Source organism: Methylobacterium endophyticum, from assembly GCF_050591105.1.
Taxonomy (GTDB): Bacteria; Pseudomonadota; Alphaproteobacteria; order Rhizobiales; family Beijerinckiaceae; genus Methylobacterium.
Genome location: NZ_JBNHES010000001.1, coordinates 75,818 through 95,572 on the forward strand (window position 1 = coordinate 75,818; position 19,755 = coordinate 95,572).

The window sequence follows — 19,755 nt, forward strand, 5'->3', positions numbered from 1 at the left end:
ATAGCAGCGCGGCCCTGGAAGGCCAAGCGCGGCCGGCTCAGGTGCCGGCGGCGGCCTCGCGCGCCTTCGCCGCCATGGCGACGAGGGCTTGGCGCAAGGCCCCCATCTCGCGCACCGGCTCGGGATAGAGAATCCGCGCCGTGCGCTCGCCGGCGACGAGGTCCATTCCCTCGGGGTCGAGGCCGGTGAGGCGCCAGCTCCCCTCGCCTTCGGTGGCCGCGTAGAGGCTGAGCGCGTCGAGATGGTCGGCGTTCATGTGCTCGACGGCGCCGCGCTCGCGCGCCACCACGCCCTCGCAGCCGGAAAGGTCGAGGAGCAGCTCGTCCCGCGTCAGCGTCGCGGCCTTGGCGAAACCGCCGTTGAGATGGCCGGAGGCAGGCTCCAGCGCGAAATAGCCGAAATCCGGGAAGTCGGCGTAGAGGGCGGCCTTCGGGTGGCGGGCGAGGAAGCGCTCGCGGGCACGGGGCGCGTCGGTGCGCTCAGCGCGGCCGGCGACGGTGAGGCGGGAATGGGCGAGCGGATCGCCCTTGCCGCCCTGGCTGAACAGCAGCGAGCAGCGCGGATCGGCCGCCAGGTTGCGGGTATGGGCCGAGAGCCGCGAGAGCAGCATCAGCGGCGTGCCGTCCGCGTCCGTGGCGATGGTGACGAGGGAGGCGAAGGGCGTGCCGTCCGCGGCGTCGAGGGTGGCGAGCGCGCCGGAGCGGGTGCTTCGCAGCAGGCGGCGCGCCAGCCCGATCGCGTGGAAGGGCGCCTCCGCCGCCGGCAGGGGCCGGGCCGGGCCGCGATCCTGCTGTTCGGCCTGCCCCGTCTCGCTCGTCTCCGCCATCGTCCCGCCCCTTCCCGAAAAGTCCTATCGTCCTGAGATCATAGCGGGATGAGGCCGTCGCGCACGAGCCCCCGGACCCGCGACGCGATGGCCCGTTACGGCCAAGCTACCACCGGCGCTCGCTTTTTCGCGGGCGATGACTATAACGGGCGCTTCCTGGCGGTGCGTCGCGGCGGTCCTTTCGGGCCGAATGAGCTGAGCCGCACAGGTGTCGATGCCTGCCCCGACAGGGGCCGGAGGCGGGAAGGCGGGCTGTCCGAGAAGCCCGCATCGCCCCCGAATTGGGGAACGCGCATGCCCACCATCGCCCTCGTCGACGACGACCGGAACATCCTCACATCCGTGTCGATCGCCCTCGAAACCGAAGGCTACCGCATCCAGACCTATACCGACGGCGCCTCGGCGCTGGACGGCCTCAAGCACTCTCCGCCCGATCTCGCGATCTTCGACATCAAGATGCCGCGCATGGACGGGATGGAGCTTCTCAGGCGTCTGCGGCAGAAATCGGACCTGCCGGTGATCTTCCTCACCTCGAAGGACGAGGAGATCGACGAGCTGTTCGGCCTCAAGATGGGCGCCGACGACTTCATCCATAAGCCGTTCTCGCAGCGGCTGCTGGTCGAGCGCGTGAAGGCGGTGCTGCGCCGCTTCGCCCCGAAGGACCCGGCCGGCACGGCGGCCCGCGAGGCCGACGCCGCCGCCCGCTCCCTGGAGCGCGGGGCCCTGATGATGGACCCCGAGCGCCACACCTGCACCTGGAAGGGCGAGCCGGTGACGCTCACCGTCACCGAGTTCCTGATCCTCCAGGCGCTGGCCCACCGGCCGGGCGTCGTGAAGAGCCGCAACGCCCTCATGGACGCGGCCTATGACGATCAGGTCTATGTGGACGACCGCACCATCGACAGCCACATCAAGCGGCTGCGCAAGAAGTTCAAGGTGACGGACACCTCCTTCGACATGATCGAGACGCTCTACGGCGTCGGCTACCGGTTCAAGGAGAGCTGAGCCGCTCCTTCGTCCCGCCGCCGATGCCGCGCGCGATGCGTACCCCCCTGCTTCGGAAGCCCGTGACGGCCGAGCAAGACGAGGATGTCCCGCGCGGCGGGCCCCTCTCCTGGCCGCGCGGCCTGGTGCGCGCCATCGGCCAGCGCGCGTCGTCGAGCCTCACGCGCCGGATCGTGGTGCTGAACCTCGTCGGCCTGATCGTCCTGCTGCTCGGCTTCCTCTATCTCAACCAGTTCCGGCAGGGGCTGATCCAGGCCCGCGTGCAGAGCCTGATGATCCAGGGCGAGATCATCGGCGGGGCCATCGCCTCGTCGGCCTTCGTCGACACCGACACGATCCGCATCGATCCCGACAAGCTGCTCCAGCTCCAGGCCGGCGAGGGCAAGGAGGGCGAGGACGATCCCTCCCCCCTCGCCTTCTCGCTGAACCCGGAGAAGGTGGCGCCGCTGCTGCGCCGCCTCGTCACGCCGACCGGTAACCGCGCCCGCGTCTACGATCAGGAGGGCGGCCTCCTGTTCGACACCCGCACCCTGCCGGCCCGGCCCGACCTGACCCGCCCCGAGGCGAGCGCCAAGCCGCCCGCGCCGAGCGTGCTGGAGCGCATCTACACCTTCTTCCAGCAGCAGGTGCTGAGCCGCCTCGACCGGCGCCCGGCCATGGACGAGGCGGGGCCCGCCAACGGCAAGTCCCTGCGCGAGGTGCAGATGGCGCTGAACGGGGCGCGGGGCTCCATCGTGCGCCGGAACGAGCTCGGCGAGACCACCGTCTCGGTGGCGGTGCCGATCCAGCGGGCCGGCACCACGCGCGGCGCGCTGATGCTGTCCACGCAAGGGGACGCCATCGACCGGGTGATCGCCTCCGAGCGATTCGGCCTGTTGCAGGTCTTCCTCGTCGCCTCCGTGGTGATGGTGGTGCTCTCGATCCTGCTCGCAGGCGCCATCGCCGGCCCGGTGCGCCGCCTCGCCGACGCCGCCGAGCGGGTGCGCCAGGGCATCAAGTCGCGCCAGGAGATCCCGGACTTCACCTATCGCTCGGACGAGATCGGGCATCTCTCCGGCGCGCTGCGCGACATGACTCAGGCCCTCTATCGGCGCATCGACGCCATCGAGAGCTTCGCGGCGGATGTCAGCCACGAGCTCAAGAACCCGCTCACCTCGCTGCGCAGCGCCGTCGAGACCCTGCCGCTCGCCAAGAGCGACGAGTCGCGCGGGCGGCTGCTCGAGATCATCCAGCACGACGTGAAGCGGCTCGACCGCCTCATCAGCGACATCTCGGACGCCTCGCGCCTGGATGCCGAGCTCGCCCGCGCCGAGGCGCGCCGCGTCGACATGCAGAAGCTGCTCGCCACCGTGGTCTCGGTGGCCAACGAGCGCCGCCGCGCGAAGGACGCCCCGATCCTGCTCGACGTCGAGAAGGCCGGCCCCGAGTCCGAGTCGCCCTTCGGCATCGTCGGGCATGCGAGCCGCCTGGGCCAGGTGGTGAACAACCTCCTCGACAACGCCCGCTCCTTCTCGCCCCCCGGCGCCAAGGTCCGCGTGGCGCTGCGCCGGGTGCGCGGCGAGGTGGAGCTGGTCTGCGAGGACGAGGGGCCGGGCATCCCCGAGCACGCCCTGGAGCGCATCTTCGAGCGCTTCTACACCGACCGGCCGGAACAGGGATTCGGCCAGAATTCCGGGCTCGGCCTCTCGATCTCCAGACAGATCGTGCAGGCCCATCGCGGCACGATCCAGGCCGAGAACCGGCCCGGCCCCGCCGACGAGGAGGGCGAGCCCACGGTGCGCGGGGCGCGCTTCATCGTGCGCCTGCCGATCGCCCCGAGACAGGCCGCCGAGTGACGAGCCTGCACGCCACCTGCGTCGTGCTCGGCGGGGCGGGCGTCCTGATCCGGGGGGAATCCGGCGCGGGCAAGTCGGTGCTGGCCCTTCAGCTGATCGACCGCGCGCGGGAGGACGGCGCCGCCGCCGCCCTCGTCGGGGACGACCGGATTCGTCTGGAGGCGGTCGCCGGGAGGCTCGTCGCGCGCGGGCACCCGGCGGTGGCGGGGCTCATCGAGATGCGCGGCATCGGGCTCTGCCGGATCGCCTCGGCCGATTCGGCCCCGGTACGGCTCGTGGTCGATCTGGTGCCCACGGCGCCCCGGATGCCGGAGCCCGCCGACGCCTACGCAGTCTTTTGCGGGATCGCGATCCCGCGTCTGGCGATCGAGCGGGGCCTGCGCGACGCGGGGCTCGCACCGCTGGCCGTGCGCTCCGCCCTGTCCTCGGCGCATGGCGTGGCTTCGCAGTCGCACTCGCCCGGACTCGGCGCCGTGGTCGACCATGGGCCATAGCGCGCGCCTCGTCCGCGTGGCATGATGATGACGACGTTGCGAGCAAAACGTCGCGTCCGCCTTGTGCTATCCGTTGCGGTGCACAAAATGGCGGCTCCGTTCACAGGGCGTCGGAACGCGCTTCGATGATTGGTATGGTGCTCGTCACCCACGGCCTGCTCGCGACCGAATTCAAGGCCGCGCTCGAGCATGTGGTCGGCCCTCAACAGCAACTCGAGACGATCACGATCGGTCCCGAGGACGATATGGAGCTGCGCCGCCGCGACATCATGGACGCGGTGTGCAGCGTCAATACCGGCAACGGCGTCGTCGTGCTCACCGACATGTTCGGCGGCACGCCCTCGAACCTCGCGCTCTCCTGCATGAACGGCGGCGCCGTCGAGGTGGTCGCCGGGATCAACCTGCCGATGCTCATCAAGCTCGCGAGCGTGCGCGACGAGGAATCCCTCGGGGACGCCGTGCTCCACGCCCAGGAGGCCGGGCGCAAATACATCAACGTGGCCTCGCGCGTTCTCGCCGGCAAATAGTCTTCCTAAGCGGCGCCGGAGTCTCTACTTCGGTTCCAGGATGACGCGGCCATGTCCGGCCCGTCCGCCGGCGATCCGCTCCGGCCGGCAGCCTGGGGTCCGCGTCACGCGATGGACGACACCATCTACACCGACGACGAATCGGAGATCCCGGTGCCCGAGGGCGGGTTCCTGCGGATGCTGCCCATCGTCAACCGCAAGGGCCTGCACGCGCGCGCCTCGGCGAAGTTCGTGCAGACGGTCGAGCGTTTCGAGGCCACCGTCACCGTCACCCGCGCCGGCGAGACGGTGGGGGGCCGCTCGATCATGGGGCTCCTGACCCTGGGTGCCGCCAAGGGCACCTCCATCGCCGTGACGGCGGTGGGGCCGGATGCCGAATCCTGCCTCGATACCATCGAGGCGCTGGTCGCCAACCGCTTCGGCGAGGACGAGTAGCCGCGCTCAGGCCCGCTCGGACTCGAGGGAGGCCTGCCGCCACGTCACCGCGCGCGGACCGCTGCCGAGGCGCAACGCCCCCGAGACCACGTCGCCGTCGCGGCGGACCAGTTCGACGCTCGCCTGGCGGCGCCTGGCGAAGAGGCGGCTTACAACCCGCACCATGTTCGCCTCCGACGGATCGGCCACGATAGGCTTGTCGGACGCGCGGGCGTCGAGCGCCAGGAAGGTCTCCACCGCGTCGCGGATGCGGGCCGGTTCCGAGACATGCTCGGTCTCGGCGGCGGCCTGCGCGGGGGCCGGCCGCACGCCGACCACGTTGGCGGCGGGGATCGCCGCCACGGACGGACGCTCCGCCGCCTTCGGCGCCGTGCGGGCGGAAGGGTCGAGGGTGAGGCGGCGCGGGCTCGTCTCCAGGCGGCGGCGCAGCGCGGCGGCGACCTCGTCGGCGTAGCGCGCCTCGACGAGCCCCTCGGAGGCGGAATCCGTGCCCGGAGCCTGCCAGTGGGTCACGCGGCCCCGGCCCCAGACCGGATGGGGCAGCGCGAGGGGCACGACCCCGTGGAGCGATTCGGTCTCCGTCTCCTCGCCCCGGCTCCAGGCGAGGGCGAAGACGAGGTTGTGGCCGTCCGTCCGGTGGTGGGCGGCGGGGAGCAGGTAGTCGGGATCGTCGAAGGTCGTGGCATCCGCCTCGCGGGTCGCCAGGGCGCGCCAGGCGGCCTGGGTGCCGCCGTCGACCTCGGCCGCCGGCTTCAGGTCGACCCGCCAGGTGCGGGGGGCGTCGGAGGCGGGCACCGCCGTCTCCGTGCCGGAGAGACCACCTTCGATGACCCGGAAGCGCTGCGTCATGTCCCGTCCCGATCCCTCATCCGTCCCGTTTCGGGACGATTCGGCGCCGAGCGGCGCCTGTCGGGCTCATGGCTTCAAGGACGGTGCCGCTGGGGTTCGGCCCGATTCAGGTCAGAAGCCCGGCGGGGCGAGCGGGTTGTCGGAGAGCGCGGCGGCGTCGGGGGAATCGATGCGCGGGCGGCCGAGGAAGGCGTCCCAGAGTTTTCCGACGAAGCCCGGATCGAGGTCGCGCACGATCAGCACGAGGCGGGAGCTATGGTCCGCGTCGGGCCAGCCGGGGAGCGAGACGGGCGCATGCACCGCATGCCCGACCCCGTGGACCACCGCCGGCCGCTCCGGCGCGTCGGCGAAGGCGACGAGGCCCTTCATCCTGAGGATCGCGCCGCCATGGCCAGAGCGCAGCAGCTCCAGGAACATCTCGAAGGCCGCGCGCCGGATCGGCGTGTCGCTGGTGAGCGCGAAGGAGCGGATCGCGGCGTCGTGCCGGTCGACCGCGCCGGGATCCTGCCCCTGGTCGTCTCTTTGCCCGCTCGTGGCGACGGCCTCCGCGCCGAGCCAGTCGCGCACCTGCGCGATCTTGCCGTCGAGGCCGAACCAGCCGCCCAAAAGCGTTTCCGCCGGGACGTCGGGCGGATCGATCGGCGCCGCGGGGTTGAGCTGCGCGAGGCGGGCGCGCAAATCCGCCGCGTCGCCCCCGGCGAGGTCGGTCTTGGTCAGGATGATCCGGTCCGCCACCGCCGCCTGCCGGACGGCCTCCGGGTGGGCGTCGAGGGAGGCCGCCCCGTTGACCGCGTCGACCACCGTGACGACGCCCTGGAGCCGGTAGCGTAAAGACAGGTACGGGTGCGCGATCAGCGCATGCAGGATCGGCGCGGGGTCGGCGAGGCCGGTGGTTTCGATGACGACCCGGCGGAAGGGCGTGACGCGACCGTTGTCGCGCTTGCGCAGCAGGTCTTCCAGCGCCGCCACGAGGTCGCCGCGCACGGTGCAGCAGAGGCAGCCCGCCCCGAGCAGGATCATGTCCTCCTCCACCGACTCGATGAGCAGGTGGTCGAGGCCGATCTCGCCGAACTCGTTGACGATGACGACGGTGTCGGCGAGCGCGGGATCGCGCAGCAGGCGGTTCAGCAGGGTGGTCTTGCCGGCGCCGAGGAAGCCCGTGAGCACCGTCAGGGGGATCGGCTCGGGCCGGCGCGGGTCGTCGCTCATGCCCCCGGCCTAGAGCAGACCGCGAAAGGGGAGCAACGGTTTTTCGCGGGACGCCTGCCCCGAACGATCGAGCACCGCTGGCCGGAGGGGCCGATCCGGCGGCGGCTACTCGTCGGCCTTGGCGGCATGGGCCTTCTTGGGCGCCGGCTTGGCCGATGTCTTCCCCGATGCCTTGGTCGTCTCCTTGGCCGAGCCGCCCTTCGCCGACGCCGCGTTGGCATGCGCCTTGGCGGTGGGCTTCAGGGTGCCGGGCTTGGCCTCCGGCATGCCGGAGGCCGCGTCGGTGGCTGTGTAGGCGCTCGCGGTCTTGGGGGCGGCCTTCGGCGCCGTGGCCTTGGTGTGGGCGGCGACCTTGGTCTCCGCCTTCGCCTCGGCCTTGCCGGCGTCGCGCTTGGCCTTGGCGTCGAGCTTGGCCTGCTTGAGCGCCTCGCGCTTGGCCTTGGCCGCTTCGAGCGCCGCCGTCTTGGCGGCTGCCCTCTCGGCCTTCTCGGCCTGCTCCTGCTGGGAGAGGATGGTCTCGCTCTCGGCCTGGTTGTGCCCGACCCAGACGGGAATGGGCTGGAGCGGCGCGCGCGCCGGCAGCGAGCGGCCCTTCACGGAACCGTTGAGGCTCGCGAGCGCCAGCGCCGCTGCAGGGCCGGAGGCGGCTCCGGTCAACTGCATGCCGATGGCGTCAGCTTGGCCGGGCTTGGCCGCCGAGATCGCGCCCTGGCCCTCGTCGATGGGCATCGGCTTCTTGCGCGAGCAGACATAGGGCCGCATGTCCGGCGGCTCGGAGATCGCGGAGGCCGGCAGCGCCTCGATGCTCGCGCTGCTCCAGCCGGTGGACTGCGAGAAGCCGTAATCGAACAGGTCCGCGGCCTTGAGGTCGCGCTCGCGGGCGCTCGCCTGGCCCATCACCACGGCGAGGATGCGCCGGCCGTTGCGGGTGGCGGTGGCGACCACATTGAAGCCGCCGGCGCAGATGAAGCCGGTCTTCATGCCGTCGGCGCCCTCGTAGCGGCCGAGCAGCCCGTTGTGGTTGGCCATCACCGCGCGGCCGAACTGGATGGCGGAGATCGAGAAGAGGTCGTGCTGGCCGGGGAAGTCGCGCAGCAGCGCGCGCCCGAGCACGGCCATGTCGCGGGCCGAGGTCCATTGCCGCGCGTCGGGCAGGCCGTTCGGGTTGAACCAGCGGCTCTCGTGCATGCCGATGCGGGCGGCGGTCTGGTTCATCATCTCGGCGAAGCCCTCGACCGAGCCGCCGAGGCTCTCGCCGATGGCATAGGCCACGTCGTTGGCCGACTTGACCATGATGATCTTGAGCGCGTTGTCGAGGGTGAGCTGGGTCCCCGGCCGGAAGCCCATCTTCGAGGGCGGCTCGGCCGCTGCGTTGGCCGAGATGGTGATCATCGTGTCGAGGGAGGCCCGGCCCTGGCGCACCAGGTCGAGGGCGACATAGGTGGTCATCAGCTTGGTGATGGAGGCGGGATACCACGGGTCGGTGGCGCCCTGCTGGTAGATCACCTTCCCCGAATCGACGTCGACCACGAGGATCGGCACGGTGATGGCCTGCGCCGGCACCGCCGTCAGCAAGCCGAGGGAGGCCATCGCTCCCAAGACCCAGCGCCTCGCGCGTCCGTTCACCATCTGGCCTGTCTCGATCGAGAGATGCGGGGCCTGCCGTCGCCCCCGGCGGCAGGATGGCGGACAAGCCGCGGAGAGTCCGCAGCAAAATCGGCCCGTCCGGCCCCTGATCCTTCGCGTTCAACGGGAATTCCGTGGCGAGACCATGGCGGACGGGGCTCCCATGCGGCGGCCCCGGTGGCGCGCGCGCGCGGCGCCGTCTATGGCCTCCTCGAACACGGCGGACAGTAAGAGGCTTTCCGGGACCAGCCCGGACGACGAGCGATGGCGTACGCGGTCAAGGAACTGTTCCACACCCTTCAGGGCGAGGGCGCGCAGGCGGGCCGCGCGGCGGTGTTCTGCCGGTTTGCCGGCTGCAATCTCTGGTCCGGCCGCGAGGAGGACCGCGCCGCCGCCGTCTGCCGGTTCTGCGACACCGACTTCGTCGGGCTCGACGGGGACGGCGGCGGCCGCTTCACGGATGCCGACGCGCTGGCCGATGCCGTCGCCGCCACATGGGAGGGCGGTCCTTGCGCCCGCTACGTGGTCTTCACCGGCGGCGAGCCGCTGCTCCAGCTCGATCCCGCGCTGATCGCGGCGGTGCAGGCACGCGGCTTCACGGTCGCCGTCGAGACCAACGGCACGCTGCCGGCGCCTCCCGCCATCGACTGGATCTGCGTCAGCCCCAAGGCCGGCGCGCCGCTTGCGCAGACCAGCGGGTCCGAGCTCAAGCTGGTCTTCCCGCAGGCCGGGCTCGACCCGGCCGATCTCGTCGGGCTCGACTTCTCCCACCGCTGGCTCCAGCCCATGGACGGGCCGGAGCGGGACGCCAACACGCGGGCGGCGGTGGCCTATTGCCGGGGGGACGCGCGCTGGCGTCTCTCGCTCCAGACCCACAAGATGATCGGCATCCCGTGACGGTCGACCCTCATGACGATCTTGCGATGAAGACGACGCGATGAAGATCACCCAGGCCTTCACCTTCGAGGCGGCCCACCGGCTGCCCAACGTGCCCGAGGGGCATCGCTGCGCGCGCATGCACGGGCATTCCTACCGGGTCGAGCTGACGCTCGAGGGCGAGGTCGACCCGCATACGGGCTGGATCGTCGACTTCTACGAGGTGGAGCGCGTCTTCGCCCCGATCCTGGAGCGGCTCGACCACCATTGCCTCAACGAGGTCGAGGGGCTCGAGAACCCCACCGCCGAGGTCATCGCGGCCTGGATCTGGCATAGGGCCAAGGCGGATCTGCCGGCGCTCGCCTCGGTCAAGCTGTTCGAGACGCCGATGTCCTGGGCCGAATACGAGGGCGCGTGAGGCGATGGCGGGTGGGAGCGACGATTCCGGCGCGCTGGTGCTGTTCTCCGGCGGCCAGGATTCCACCACCTGCCTCGCCTGGGCGCTGGACCGCTTCCCGCATGTGGAGACCCTCGGCTTCGACTACGGCCAGCGCCACCGGGTCGAGCTCGACTGCCGGGACAGGCTGCGCGAGGGGGTCGGGCAGGTCGACAGGGCATGGCGCCGCCGGCTGGGCAGCGACCACACCCTCGCCCTCGACGCGCTCGGCGCCGTCTCCGAGACCGCGCTGACCCGCGACACCGAGATCGCGCTCGAATCGGGCGGCCTGCCGAACACCTTCGTGCCGGGGCGCAACATCGTCTTCCTCACCTTCGCGGCGGCGCTCGCCTACCGGCGGGGCCTGCGCCACATCGTCGGCGGCATGTGCGAGACGGACTATTCCGGCTATCCCGACTGTCGCGACGACACCATCAAGGCGTTGCAGGTGGCCCTCAACCTCGGGATGGAGCGCCGCTTCGTGCTGCACACCCCGCTCATGTGGATCGACAAGGCGGCGACTTGGCGGATGGCGCAGAGCCTCGGCGGCAAGGCGCTGGTCGACCTCATCGTCGAGGACACCCACACCTGCTATCTCGGCGAGCGCGGGCAACGCCACCTCTGGGGCTATGGCTGCGGCACCTGCCCGGCCTGCGCGCTGCGCGCCAGGGGCTACGAGGGCTTCGTCGCGGAGGCGGTCTGAAGTCCGGCGGCGAGCGCCGCGAGCACGCTTCCGAACCCGCTCGGCCCGTCGAGCAGCCGCTCGGTGATGAGCGCCCCCTCCAGCGTCGCGACGATCATCCGGGCCTGCGGGCCGGGCTCGATGTCCGGCCGGACGCTGCCATCCGCCCGACCCCGGCGCAGGGTCTCCTCGATCCAGGCGATGTGCCGGGCGAAGAACGCCGCCACGTCCGCGCGCAGCCGCTCGGGCAGCGCGTCGCCCTCCGTGGCGAAGGCCGCGCAGAGGCAGCCGAGCCCCTGCTCCACACCGCCGAGATAGAGCCGGCCATAGGCCGTCACCCGCGAGAGCCCGTCGCCGCCGCTCTCCTCGATGGTCGCGAGCGCCGCCGCGTAGCGGGCCTCGTAGGCGGCGAGCAGCGCCACCGCGAGGTCCTCCTTGGTGCGGAAATGGTGGTGGATGCTGGCCTTGCGGATGCCGACGGCCTCGGCGAGGTCCGCGTAGCTGAAGCCGGAATAGCCGCGCCGGCGCACCAGCGTCTCGGCCTCGCCCAGCAGGGTCGCGCGGGTGTCGCTCATGATGGGACGTCGTCTCGCAGAGGAATCGTCTCGGATCGCGAAACCGCCGGGACCGGCGGGCGAACACAGCGCTTATGCCGCCTTGACGCGGAACCTGTCTACCTACTAGATGGTTGAAACATAATTCAGGAGGAAGGCGCAATGCCGGCTTTTGCCGTGCCGAGCCGATCGTCGACCGGGAGGCCGGCCGCATGAGCGTTCCGCTCACCCGGCGCTCGGCCCTGTTCGGCGGTCTGTGCCTGTGCTGCCTGCCGACGCTGGGACGCGCGGCCGAATCCTTCGATATCCAAGAGGTCGCGCCCGGCGTGTTCGTGCGCCACGGACGGATCGAAGACGCCACGGCCGAGAACGCCGACGCGATCGCCAATATCGGCTTCATCGTCGGCAGGGACGGCGTGCTCGTCACCGAGACCGGCGGCAGCCTCGCGGACGGGCAGTGGCTGCGGGCCGAGATCGCCAAGCGGACGGACAAGCCAATCCGCCACGTCGTGCTCACGCATGTCCACCCGGACCACTGCTTCGGCGCGGCCGCCTTCCTCGACGACAAGCCGAACTTCATCGGCCACCACGCCCTGCGCGGTCTGCTCGACGCGCGCGGCGAGTTCTACCGCCAGCGCCTCGCGGACTTGCTCGGGCCCGAGAAGGCCGGCAGCGTGGTCTACCCGACGCAGGCCGTGAAGGACGGCGCCGAGATCGACCTCGGCGACCGGGTGCTGCGCTTCACCGCCCACGGCAACGCACACACGCCCTCCGACCTGTCGATGCTCGACACCGGCAGCGGCCTCCTGTTTCCCGCCGACCTCCTCTTCGTGGACCGCATCCCCTCGCTGGACGGCAGCCTCGTCGGCTGGCTCAAGGAGATCGGGCGGCTGAAGGGCATGGGCGCGGCGAAGGCGGTGCCGGGTCACGGCCCGGCGGTGGTGGAGTTCGCTCCCGCCGTTGCGGAGCTCTCCCGCTATCTCACCACGATCCGCGACGAGACCCGCAAGGCGGTGGCCGCCGGCATCTCCATCGACAAGGCGGTGGCCACGGTGGCGCAGTCGGAGCACGACAAGTGGCAGCTCTTCGACACCTATAACGGCCGCAACGTCACCGTGGCCTACAAGGAACTCGAGTGGGAATGACCCGCCCCGCATAAGAATCGACAGAGGAGAAACGCCGATGAAGACCTTGTCCGCCCTCGCGCTTGCCATGAGCCTCTCGGCCGCCGCGCCCGCCCTCGCCGCCGGAGCCTCGGACACCGACGCCGAGCGCGCCGCCCGCTGGAAGGAGATCTCGCAGTCGATCTTCGGCGACCGCAAGATCGAGCCCACCGACAAGCTGGTGGCGATCGATGCGCCCGTGCGCGCCCTCGACGCCGCGCTGGTGCCGATCACCCTGACCATGCCCGAGAAGGACAACGTCGCCGGGCTCTATTTCATCATCGACGACAACCCGTCGCCCTATGCCGCGCATTTCACGTTCGGCCCGGCGGCCGATCCGGGCGCGATCCAGCTGCGGGTGCGCGTGAACAACTACACCAACGTCCACGCGGTGGTGGAGACCAAGGACGGCAAGCTCTTCGAGGGCGCCAAGTTCGTGAAGGCGTCGGGCGGCTGCTCGGCCCCTATGGGCATGACCGACGAGGAGGCGATGCAGGGCATGGGCGACATGCGCCTCAAGTTCGCCGACGTCCATGCCGGCAAGCCCGTCGAGGCCACGCTAATGGTCCGGCATCCGAACTTCTCCGGCATGCAGATGAACCAGGTGACGCGCGACTACACGCCCGCCCGCTACATCCAGAAGCTGTCCGTGACCTACGGCGGCACCTCGATCTTCACGCTGGACGGCGACATCTCGATCTCGTCGAACCCGGTCATCAACTTCGCCTTCAAGCCCGAGGGCAAGGGCCCGATCAGGGTGGTCGCCTCCGACAACCAGGGTGGGCGCTGGGAGCACAGCTTCGACGCGCCCGCCGTCAGCAACTGAGGGCGGCCCTGTCGATGACGCGCATGGACAGGACCACGGCGCGGGTCGCGCTGGCGCTCGCGGCGGCGCTGACCCTCGCGGCGGCGGCGCCCCCGGATTCGCCCGTCGGCGTTCCCGAGCCTGACGGACTCTGGACCGGCCCGCAGCGGGGCTACACGGCCCCCACCCTGAAGGGCGCGACGGTGCTCGACCTCGCGGGGCTCGACGCGCTCATGGCCGAGAAGCCGGTGCTGCTCGACGTGGCGCTCGCCGACCGCAAGCCCGAGGGCTTCCCGGCGGACCGGCCCTGGCTGCCCTCGCACCGCTCCATCCCCGGCGCGGTCTGGCTGCCGAATGCCGGGGCCGCTCCTCTCGATCCGGGCAAGGAGGCGCTGTTCTTCGCCCGCGTCGAGGCGCTGACGGGGGGCGACCGGACGAGGCCGGTCGTGACCTTCTGCCGCCCGGAATGCTGGGGAAGCTGGAACGCCGGCAAGCGGCTCGTGATGAAGGGCTACAGCCGCGTGTACTGGTTCCCGCAAGGGATCGAGGGCTGGCAGGACACCCACGATACGGCCGTGGTCGAGGTCGATCCCGCCTGGAAGGCCGCCTCGCCGCCGCCGCCCGCCGCCGAGCGCTGAGGGCCGGGCGCGAGGATCGCCGGCCAAGCCTCTGTATGATGCAAGCCTCTGTATGATGATTGACACGAGCCGGGTTGTGGCGGAAACAAGGCGCGACCGGAGGGGGCTCGTGGTCTAGGGAGGAAACGCCCGTCAAAGGGCACGCGCGGCGACGCCTGGAGCGGTCGCCGCGACGTCGGTCTTCGCGAAGCTCCCTCCGGGCTCGGCCGCGCCGGAAATACCGCCGCTCCGACCCGCGCCGCCGATAGGCCGCGACACCATCTGTCATCCCGCTTGTCGCCCGCGTGCAGATTCGCCCGTCCGGGCGGGCTATAAGGCGCGCGGGCAGGCCGCCCGGACATGTCCGGGCGCGTGGCGGGCCGCACGGCCCCTGCCGCCAACGATACGGGTGGAGCGATGTCCCAGGTTGTCCAATCCCGCCGTCTGCGGGCCGTCGATCTCGCGCGGTTCAAGGCGGAAGGCCGCAAGATCATCTCGCTGACGGCCTATCACGCGCATACGGCCAGCATCCTCGACGAGCATTGCGACTTCATCCTCGTCGGCGATTCCCTCGGCATGGTCATGCACGGCATGGAATCGACCCTGCCGGTGACGCTGGAGATGATGATCGTCCAGGCGCAGGCGGTGATGCGCGGGACCACGAAGGCGCTCGTCGTGGTCGACATGCCGTTCGGCTCCTACGAGGCGAGCCGCGAGCAGGCCTTCCTCAACGCGGCGCGCGTCCTCAAGGAGACGGGGGCCGGCGCCATCAAGATGGAGGGCGGCGCGGCCTTCGCCGAGACGGTGGCCTTCCTCACCCAGCGCGGCGTGCCGGTGATGGGCCATATCGGCCTGACGCCGCAATCCGTGAACACCATGGGCGGGTTCAAGGTCCAGGGGCGCGGGGCGGAGGGCGAGCGCAAGCTCCTGGAGGACGCCCGCGCCATCAGCGAGGCCGGCGCCTTCGCCATCGTGCTGGAGGGGATCGTCGAGCCGGTGGCGCGCGCCATCTGCGCCTCGCCAGACGTCACGGCCCTCACCATCGGCATCGGCGCCACGGCGGAATGCGACGGCCAGATCCTGGTGCTCGAGGACATGCTCGGCCTCAACGACCGCGTGCCGAAATTCGTCAAGCGCTTCGGCTCGCTGCGCGGGCAGATCGCCGAGGCCGTGGAGCACTATGCGGAAGAGGTCCGCGCCGGCCGCTTCCCGGCGGACGAGCACACCTATCCGGCCCGCTGACCCGCGCCGGTCGCGGATCGCCACCCGGCGAGACAGGGCGCCGGATCACGGATATGGAATACACGCCCGATCCGACCGCCCCGGTCGGCGAACAGGATTCCGCTCGCCGCGTCGATGACGAATGAACCCTCGAACGCTCCCGGCGGATTGACGGCGGTCGTCGCCGACGACGACGAGTTCTTCCGCATGGCCGTCTCGGCCCTGCTCATGCGCCATCTCGGCTTCGAGCGGGTCGTGGAGACGGGCTCCCTCGACGAAGCGCTGGCGGCGCTGGCCGAGCTGCCCCAGGCCGCGCTGGCGCTGTTCGACCTGCGCATGCCGGGCATGGCCGGCGCCGCCTCGCTCAGCGCGGTGCGCGAGTGCTTCCCGGCCGTGAAGACCGCCATCGTCTCCGCCTCGACCGACCGCGAGGACATCCTCACCGCGCTCGCGGCGGGCAGCCACGGCTACGTGCCGAAGACCTTCGGCGCCGCCGAGCTGATGAAGGCGCTGGGCAGCGTGCTGGCCGGAAGCATCTTCGTGCCGCCGTTCCTGGCCGACGGACCTCTGCCGGGCAACGCGGCGGCGTCCCGGCCGGGAGCGGCCGAGGCGAGCGCCGCCTCGCTGACCCGCCGCCAGCGCGAGGTGCTGCAATTGATCGTCGACGGCCGCTCCAACAAGGAGATCGCCCGCATCCTCGATCTCGGCGAGGGCACCGTGAAGGTGCATGTGGCGGCGCTCCTGCGCACCCTCGGCGTCGCCAACCGGGCGATGGCCGCCGCCGCCGGCTCGCGCCTGCCGCCGCTCGACCTAGACCGTTCGGCCTAGGCGCCCGGCTCGGCTCGGCCGCCGCGCGACGTCCCCCGCGCGGCGAAATCGACGCGCTCCCGAATGCGGCGGCGGCTGGTTTCCGGCTCGCGCGGCGTCTCCCGTCCCGTCCGGCGGGGCCGGGCATCGCCCGTCGTAGGGCTCTCCGACCCATCCCGAAGACCGCCGCCACGCCGTCATCGGCCTCTCGGCCTAGGTCTTCGATCCTTTGGATGCGACCGATTCCGGCAAGCTCCTCTTAACGCTGGGACCCCGATCCTCGCGGTCATCGCAAGTCTCGTGGCGTAACGACATGCACCGCAGTTTCACCTGCTTCGCAGCGGCGATGGCCGCCTGCGTCGGCCCTGCCGCGCGGGCCGCTGACTGGTACACCGGCGCCGTCACGCCCGCCGAGCGCGACGCCTGGATCGTCTCCGTCGACACCTCCGCGACGCTCAGCTCGCAGGGTTCCCAGTTCGCCGGGGCCACCGTCACGGCGGCGCCCCAGGACAACCTCCTCGCCAGCGGCCCGCGCGTGCGCCTCGATGGGCTGGTCGGCTCCTATCGCACCGAGAGCGGGAGCGGCCGCCACGCCCTCGGCGAGCAGGCCGAGATCGCCGCGCTCGCCGGCTATGCCTGGGTCATGCCGGACGCGGTGCTCTCCGGCTTCGTCGGCCTGAACGTGCGCCGCAACGAGCTCTCGCGCTTCGACAGCAGCCTGCCCTCGGACAGCGTCAAGGTCGGCCTGAAGACGGCCCTCGACTATTATGGGCGGCCGACCGCCTTCACGATGATCCACGCCACCGGCAGCTATTCGACCACCTTCAACGCCTATTTCGGCCGCGTGCGCGCCGGCGTCGCGAGCCTCGCCGGCGGCTATCTCGGGCCGGAATTCGCGCTGCTCGGCGACGACTACTACCGGCAGTGGCGGGCGGGCCTCCATCTCAGCGGCATGCAGTTCGGGGCGGTGCAGCTCGGCATCGCGGCGGGCTACCTCCACGACCATGCCCGCAAGGGCGGCGTCTACACCACGCTCGACCTGCGCACGGGGTTCTGAGCATGCGCGCCCCCGCTCTCGCAGGCACTCCCCCGGCCAGGTTCGCCGCCCGTCTGCGCGCGGCCTTCGCGCGCGGCGCGATGGGATTCGTCTGGAGCGCCTGGGGGCTCTCGGCGGCCCTGGCGCTCGGCTACCTCACCCAGCCCGTCGGCGCCTCGGGGCAGCTCGCCCTCTGCGCGGCGGCCGGCGCCGGCATGCTCGGCCTGTGGCTGTGCTTCCCGCAGCGCGGGCTCGCCCGGACGGCCTTCCTGGCGCTCGGCAGCCTCGTGGTGATCCGCTACGTCTACTGGCGCCTGAGCGGCACCCTGCCCGGACTCGACGATCCGGTGGGCTTCGGCCTCGGCCTCGTGCTGGTGGCGGCGGAACTCTATTGCGTGCTGATCCTCGCGGTGAGCCTCGTCATCAACGCCGAGCCGCTGGAGCGCGCCGCCGCACCCGCGCTGCCCGATGCCGAGACCCCCGGCGTGGACGTCTTCATCCCGAGCTACAACGAGTCGGCCGAGATCCTCTCCGTCACCCTCGCGGCGGCGCTCAATCTCGACTATCCGGCGGACAAGCTCACGGTCTGGCTGCTCGACGACGGCGGCACGGACCAGAAATGCGCCGACGCGGACCCCGCCAAGGCGCAGGCCGCCCGCGCGCGCCGCGCCGAGCTCCAGGCGCTCTGCCGGGATCTCGGCGCGCGCTACCTGACCCGCTCGCGGAACGAGCACGCCAAGGCCGGCAACCTCAACAACGGGCTGGCCGCCTCGCGCGCCGGCATCGTGCTCGTGCTCGACGCCGACCACGCGCCGTTCCGCTCCTTCCTGCGTGAGACCGTGGGCCTGTTCTCGGAGGACCCGAAGCTCTTCCTGGTGCAGACGCCGCACGTCTTCCTGAACCCGGACCCGGTGGAGCGGAACCTGCGCACCTTCGCGCGCATGCCCTCCGAGAACGAGATGTTCTACGCCGTGACGCAGCGCGGCCTCGACAAGTGGAACGGTTCGTTCTTCTGCGGCTCGGCGGCGCTCCTGCGCCGGGAGGCACTCGACGAGGTCGGCGGCTTCTCCGGCATCACCATCACCGAGGATTGCGAGACCGCCTTCGAGCTGCACGCGCGCGGCTGGACCAGCGCCTTCGTCGACAAGCCCCTGATCGCCGGCCTGCAACCCGAGACCTTCGCCGACTTCATCGGCCAGCGGGCGCGCTGGTGCCAGGGCATGTTCCAGATCATGCTCCTCAAGAACCCGCTGGCGAAGCGCGGCCTGCGGCCGATCCAGCGGCTCGGCTACCTGTCGAGCATGGCGTACTGGTTCTTCCCGCTGCCGCGGCTGATCTTCATGCTGGCGCCGCTGCTGCACATCTTCCTCGACGTGAAGATCTTCGTTTCCTCCGTCGACGAGGCGCTGGCCTTCACCGCGACCTATGTCGTCGCGAACATGATGATCCAGAACTACCTCTACGGCCGCGTGCGCTGGCCCTGGGTCTCGGAACTCTACGAATACGTTCAGGGCGTCTATCTCGCCCGCTCGATCGTCTCGGTGCTGCTCTCGCCGAGGAAGCCGAGCTTCCAGGTGACGAACAAGGGCGTCGGTCTCGACGCCGACCGGCTCTCGCCGCTGGCCTGGCCGTTCTTCGCCATCTTCGGGGCGCTCGCCGCCGGCTGCGCCACGGCGACATGGCGCTACCTCTACGAGCCCGGCGTCACCAGCCTGATGCTGGTGGTCGGCCTCTGGTGCCTGTTCAACCTCGTGATCGCGGGCGTCGCCCTCGGCGTGGTCGCCGAGCGCCGCCAGCCCGAGCGCTGCCCGAGCCTGCCGGTGTCCCGGCGCGGCAAGGTCGCGATCGGCGCCCTCGCCTTCGATGTGGCCGTGGAACGCGCCGCCTCGGACGGCTGCACCCTGCGCCGCCTCGACGGCGCGGCCTGGCCCAAGGCGGAGGGGGATGCCGGCTCGCTGAGCTTCGCACCGATCTCGCCGCGCGGTTCGGACGCCGCCGCCGTCGAGACGCTCTCGTTCCGGCGGCGCGCCCCGGCCGAGGGGGATGCCTGCGCGGTGGCGTTCGAGGCGATGAGCCCGAGCGCCTACCGGGGGCTCGCCGACCTGATGTACGGTGACGCGACGCCGCTGCGCGATTTCCTCCAGGGGCGCCGCCGCCACAAGAACCTGCTGACGGGATCGCTCCGCTTCCTCGCCTGGGGCGTCTCGGAGCCGGTCCGGGCCTTCGGCTACGCCGCGCGCGCGCTGGGCGGTGCCAAGGGAGCCGCCGAGACGGCCGCGACGACGACGCCCGAGAGCGTCGCGGAGAGCGCCGTCGTGGCCGCCGTCCCGGTCGAGGTGCCGGCGGTGGCGCTCGATGCCGGCCCGGCCGCTCTCCCCGTGCCGGAGGCTGCGCCCATGGCGGAGACGGCCGCCGTCGTCGCCGTCGAGCCCGAGGCGGTGCCGGAGCCGGCGGCCGTGCCGGTATCCCCGCCGATGACGGCGGAGTCCTGGCGCGCCGCCATGAGCGCGCTCCTCGCCGGGGAAGCCCGCGCCCCCCAGACGATCGATGCGGGTCTCGATCCCGAGGCGTGGCGGGCCTGCGTGCGCGCCCTCGCCGGGCAGGCCGAGGTGATGACTGCCGAGGTGATCCAGGCCCCGGAGACGCCCGCGCGCGCGGACGTTCCCCTCGAGGTCGCCGTGGCGGCCGGGATCGAAGCCGGGGCCGGCGCACCGCCGTCCTCCGGCGCCGCGCTCCGCAACGCCGCCTGAGG

At 71.4% G+C, this 19,755-nt stretch carries 20 protein-coding genes; 15 read left to right on the top strand and 5 right to left on the bottom strand.

The window, feature by feature from the left end; translation table 11 throughout:
• Positions 1 to 37 precede the first annotated feature (37 nt).
• Complete coding sequence (locus ACP56T_RS00355) at positions 38 to 826, bottom strand: HugZ family pyridoxamine 5'-phosphate oxidase (protein ID WP_430910145.1); 789 nt, start codon at positions 824 to 826, stop codon at positions 38 to 40.
• A gap of 294 nt (positions 827 to 1,120) precedes the next feature.
• Here ACP56T_RS00355 and ACP56T_RS00360 point away from each other — a divergent pair, with 294 nt between their 5' ends.
• The 5 genes from ACP56T_RS00360 (at position 1,121) to ACP56T_RS00380 (ending at position 5,122) form a co-directional block, all read left to right on the top strand.
• Positions 1,121 to 1,831: a response regulator transcription factor gene (locus ACP56T_RS00360; protein ID WP_430910146.1), complete on the top strand. Its 711-nt coding sequence runs from the start codon at positions 1,121 to 1,123 to the stop codon at positions 1,829 to 1,831.
• A gap of 35 nt (positions 1,832 to 1,866) precedes the next feature.
• Entirely contained in the window at positions 1,867 to 3,666 is a 1,800-nt protein-coding gene (locus ACP56T_RS00365; RefSeq protein WP_430910147.1) for a stimulus-sensing domain-containing protein, read from the top strand.
• Positions 3,663 to 4,160 carry an HPr kinase/phosphorylase gene (locus tag ACP56T_RS00370; protein ID WP_430910148.1) on the top strand — a complete coding sequence of 166 codons (498 nt, stop codon included), beginning with the start codon at positions 3,663 to 3,665 and terminating at the stop codon, positions 4,158 to 4,160. Before ACP56T_RS00365 ends, ACP56T_RS00370 begins: the two co-directional genes overlap by 4 nt.
• A 125-nt stretch (positions 4,161 to 4,285) precedes the next feature.
• Positions 4,286 to 4,687, top strand: a complete 402-nt coding sequence (locus ACP56T_RS00375; protein ID WP_430910149.1) for a PTS sugar transporter subunit IIA — start codon at positions 4,286 to 4,288, stop codon at positions 4,685 to 4,687.
• Positions 4,688 to 4,798: 111 nt separating this feature from the next.
• Positions 4,799 to 5,122 (top strand): HPr family phosphocarrier protein, encoded by a 324-nt coding sequence (locus tag ACP56T_RS00380; RefSeq protein WP_430910524.1) that lies wholly within the window; start codon positions 4,799 to 4,801, stop codon positions 5,120 to 5,122.
• 6 nt (positions 5,123 to 5,128) lie between these two features.
• Here ACP56T_RS00380 and ACP56T_RS00385 read toward each other — a convergent pair whose 3' ends face one another.
• From ACP56T_RS00385 to ACP56T_RS00395, 3 genes are all read right to left on the bottom strand, one after another.
• The gene (locus tag ACP56T_RS00385) at positions 5,129 to 5,971 is read right to left on the bottom strand and encodes a GNAT family N-acetyltransferase (protein WP_430910150.1); all 843 of its coding nucleotides are present in this window, start codon (positions 5,969 to 5,971) and stop codon (positions 5,129 to 5,131) included.
• 111 nt (positions 5,972 to 6,082) lie between these two features.
• The gene (locus ACP56T_RS00390; RefSeq protein ID WP_430910151.1) at positions 6,083 to 7,180 is read right to left on the bottom strand and encodes a CobW family GTP-binding protein; all 1,098 of its coding nucleotides are present in this window, start codon (positions 7,178 to 7,180) and stop codon (positions 6,083 to 6,085) included.
• Positions 7,181 to 7,285: 105 nt separating this feature from the next.
• Entirely contained in the window at positions 7,286 to 8,809 is a 1,524-nt protein-coding gene (locus ACP56T_RS00395) for a D-alanyl-D-alanine carboxypeptidase family protein (RefSeq protein WP_430910152.1), read from the bottom strand.
• Between the two features lie 261 nt (positions 8,810 to 9,070).
• Here ACP56T_RS00395 and queE point away from each other — a divergent pair, with 261 nt between their 5' ends.
• Genes queE through queC form a run of 3 tightly spaced genes read left to right on the top strand, consistent with a single transcriptional unit; the run spans position 9,071 to position 10,821 of the window.
• Positions 9,071 to 9,703, top strand: coding sequence for a 7-carboxy-7-deazaguanine synthase (queE, locus tag ACP56T_RS00400; protein WP_430910153.1), 633 nt, complete (start codon positions 9,071 to 9,073; stop codon positions 9,701 to 9,703).
• A 40-nt stretch (positions 9,704 to 9,743) separates the two neighbouring features.
• Positions 9,744 to 10,100, top strand: coding sequence for a 6-carboxytetrahydropterin synthase QueD (queD, locus tag ACP56T_RS00405; protein ID WP_430910154.1), 357 nt, complete (start codon positions 9,744 to 9,746; stop codon positions 10,098 to 10,100).
• Positions 10,101 to 10,104: 4 nt separating this feature from the next.
• Positions 10,105 to 10,821 carry a 7-cyano-7-deazaguanine synthase QueC gene (gene queC / locus ACP56T_RS00410; RefSeq protein ID WP_430910155.1) on the top strand — a complete coding sequence of 239 codons (717 nt, stop codon included), beginning with the start codon at positions 10,105 to 10,107 and terminating at the stop codon, positions 10,819 to 10,821.
• Here the strand turns inward: queC and ACP56T_RS00415 are convergent.
• Positions 10,791 to 11,375, bottom strand: coding sequence for a TetR/AcrR family transcriptional regulator (locus ACP56T_RS00415; protein ID WP_430910156.1), 585 nt, complete (start codon positions 11,373 to 11,375; stop codon positions 10,791 to 10,793). The two genes, queC and ACP56T_RS00415, sit on opposite strands and share 31 nt — an antisense overlap.
• Positions 11,376 to 11,566: 191 nt before the next feature.
• Between ACP56T_RS00415 and ACP56T_RS00420 the strand changes: the two genes are divergently transcribed.
• The 7 genes from ACP56T_RS00420 to bcsA all read left to right on the top strand — a co-directional run bounded on the left by ACP56T_RS00420 (position 11,567) and on the right by bcsA (position 19,753).
• Positions 11,567 to 12,499 (top strand): quinoprotein relay system zinc metallohydrolase 2, encoded by a 933-nt coding sequence (locus ACP56T_RS00420; RefSeq protein ID WP_430910157.1) that lies wholly within the window; start codon positions 11,567 to 11,569, stop codon positions 12,497 to 12,499.
• Positions 12,500 to 12,536: 37 nt separating this feature from the next.
• Entirely contained in the window at positions 12,537 to 13,343 is an 807-nt protein-coding gene (locus ACP56T_RS00425) for a quinoprotein dehydrogenase-associated SoxYZ-like carrier (RefSeq protein ID WP_430910158.1), read from the top strand.
• Between the two features lie 14 nt (positions 13,344 to 13,357).
• Positions 13,358 to 13,960 carry a rhodanese-like domain-containing protein gene (locus ACP56T_RS00430; RefSeq protein ID WP_430910159.1) on the top strand — a complete coding sequence of 201 codons (603 nt, stop codon included), beginning with the start codon at positions 13,358 to 13,360 and terminating at the stop codon, positions 13,958 to 13,960.
• Between the two features lie 396 nt (positions 13,961 to 14,356).
• Positions 14,357 to 15,181 (top strand): 3-methyl-2-oxobutanoate hydroxymethyltransferase, encoded by an 825-nt coding sequence (gene panB / locus ACP56T_RS00435; RefSeq protein ID WP_430910160.1) that lies wholly within the window; start codon positions 14,357 to 14,359, stop codon positions 15,179 to 15,181.
• Positions 15,182 to 15,295: 114 nt separating this feature from the next.
• Positions 15,296 to 15,988, top strand: coding sequence for a LuxR C-terminal-related transcriptional regulator (locus ACP56T_RS00440; RefSeq protein WP_430910161.1), 693 nt, complete (start codon positions 15,296 to 15,298; stop codon positions 15,986 to 15,988).
• 292 nt (positions 15,989 to 16,280) lie between these two features.
• A complete protein-coding gene (gene bcsS, locus ACP56T_RS00445) occupies positions 16,281 to 17,024 on the top strand; it encodes a cellulose biosynthesis protein BcsS (protein ID WP_430910162.1) in 744 nt (247 codons plus the stop codon).
• 80 nt (positions 17,025 to 17,104) lie between these two features.
• Positions 17,105 to 19,753 (top strand): UDP-forming cellulose synthase catalytic subunit, encoded by a 2,649-nt coding sequence (gene bcsA / locus ACP56T_RS00450; protein WP_430910525.1) that lies wholly within the window; start codon positions 17,105 to 17,107, stop codon positions 19,751 to 19,753.
• Positions 19,754 to 19,755 lie beyond the last annotated feature (2 nt).